The sequence below is a fragment of the Ruegeria sp. YTSA135 genome (genome assembly GCF_059610165.1).
On the sequence record NZ_JBXWNC010000042.1, the window covers coordinates 1 to 1,683 of the forward strand.

Sequence of the window (1,683 nt, forward strand, 5' to 3'; positions counted from 1 at the left end):
CAAAGCAAATGCAAAGTGCAGCCTGGATCTCAGTAGGATCATCAGGATCGCCCCAATCGCTTCGAGCCAAACTATTCGGGACGAGGTTTCCAGCATGTTTGGATCTCCCAATCCAGATTGTCGTATACTTTGCTTAGATTCTCAAAAGTGAAATGCCCACAGACATAGAAGGTCTAGAAATAGCTTTCACCGCCCATAGTGAGCGGCAATGTCCAAGTCCTTGTAAAAGTTTTGTAAAGTTGACCCTTCCTGATTTTTAACGGCAGTCGCTGTCATTGCCATGTGCTACAATAGACCGTAGGCTGGATTAAAAACCGGGGTAGAGCATGCACGCTACAAGATGGGTTATACTATCGGCTGGATTTGTTGTTCTGGCCACAGCGTCGTGTACGGATCTGTATCCTGACGCCGATGTCATGCCCACTCGCGCTGATGGGGCGGCCTTTTTCTCAGAAAACTGTGCTGCTTGTCATGGTGTGGATGGTAGAGGCGGTGGCCCGGCAAGCAGCGGTCTTTCCGTTGCGCCAACAGATTTGACAACATTGAGCGCGAAGAACGGAGGCAATTTTCCTCAAGCACGCGCACTAAGCTACATCTATGGCGACCCAGAAAACAGCCATCTTGCTCGGGTTATGCCGGAGTTTGGCGGGGAAATGGCAGAAGATCTGGTTCCGGTTGAAATCGAGGGTGTCTTGACGCCCACTCCGCGGGAATTAGCAGGTTTATTGTTCTTCTTAGAAAGCATCCAACAGTAGACTAGTGATCTTGGCGTTAGATCAGCTATTGACAGTTTACCGGTGTTCTGGACTTGCACCTTTTTTGACCCTGTGACGATTGCAGACCCAACGTTGTGAAGCGCCGTGGTTTGCTATGCGTAAGCAGTTACTCAAAATCTTTTGACCGAATTGGCAAGTCGAGCCCAGTTCTGGCTAAATACGAGTTGACATAATGATTTATGCCAAAGAGTTGAACGCGTTCAAATGCTAAATTTCAAATGTTAAATGGTGCAGCTGTTCTGGGCTCACTGCTGCCTGTCCCCATCAATCGGTTTTGGGCCACGGGATAGAAAATGTTATATGGTAAAGGACCGACGTTGACCGGGGGAAGATGTCGGTCCATTTTTGTTGTAGTAAACTCTCGTTTAGCAAAGGACCTCCGGCTTATGAGGTACTTCATGATCGTTGCAAGCATGGGCATTTCTTCGGTTGCAACGATATCTGCGGCCGACGAGTATTCGGACCTTGGCAAAGACCTCTTTGTTGAGCATTGCGCCAGATGTCACGGAATCGATGCATCTGGAAAAGGACCTGACGCAGCTGATTTGAAAACTGATCCTGCTGATTTAACAAAGATTTCCGACCGTAGGGGAGGCGTGTGGCCGATGCTCGAGGTCATGTCGATCTTGGACGGTTATTTGAAAGTTCAAGAACCTCGCGATGACATGCCTATGATCACCGAGTTGAACGACGGCCCTACTGTCGAATTCGATACGGGGAATGGTTTGGTTACGCGTATTCCTTCAAGACTTATCGAAATTGCTGTGTATTTGGAGAGTATTCAGTCTCCGAAGCCGGAACGTTATGTTCTGTGAAGTTCTGATCCGCAGTTGAGTGCGCTAAAGAGCGCTGCACCATGCTGCGTTGGACGGGTGCCGAAATTACCAAGAAGCAACGAATGACCACT

At 48.7% G+C, this 1,683-nt stretch carries 2 protein-coding genes; both read left to right on the plus strand.

Translation table 11 applies throughout. From position 1 onward, the window contains the following. Positions 1-416: 416 nt before the first annotated feature. A complete protein-coding gene (locus tag AC2FIT_RS22505) occupies positions 417-755 on the plus strand; it encodes a c-type cytochrome (RefSeq protein WP_496832641.1) in 339 nt (112 codons plus the stop codon). Between the two features lie 419 nt (positions 756-1,174). Further along, positions 1,175-1,591, plus strand: a complete 417-nt coding sequence (locus AC2FIT_RS22510) for a c-type cytochrome (RefSeq protein ID WP_496832643.1) — start codon at positions 1,175-1,177, stop codon at positions 1,589-1,591. Positions 1,592-1,683 lie beyond the last annotated feature (92 nt).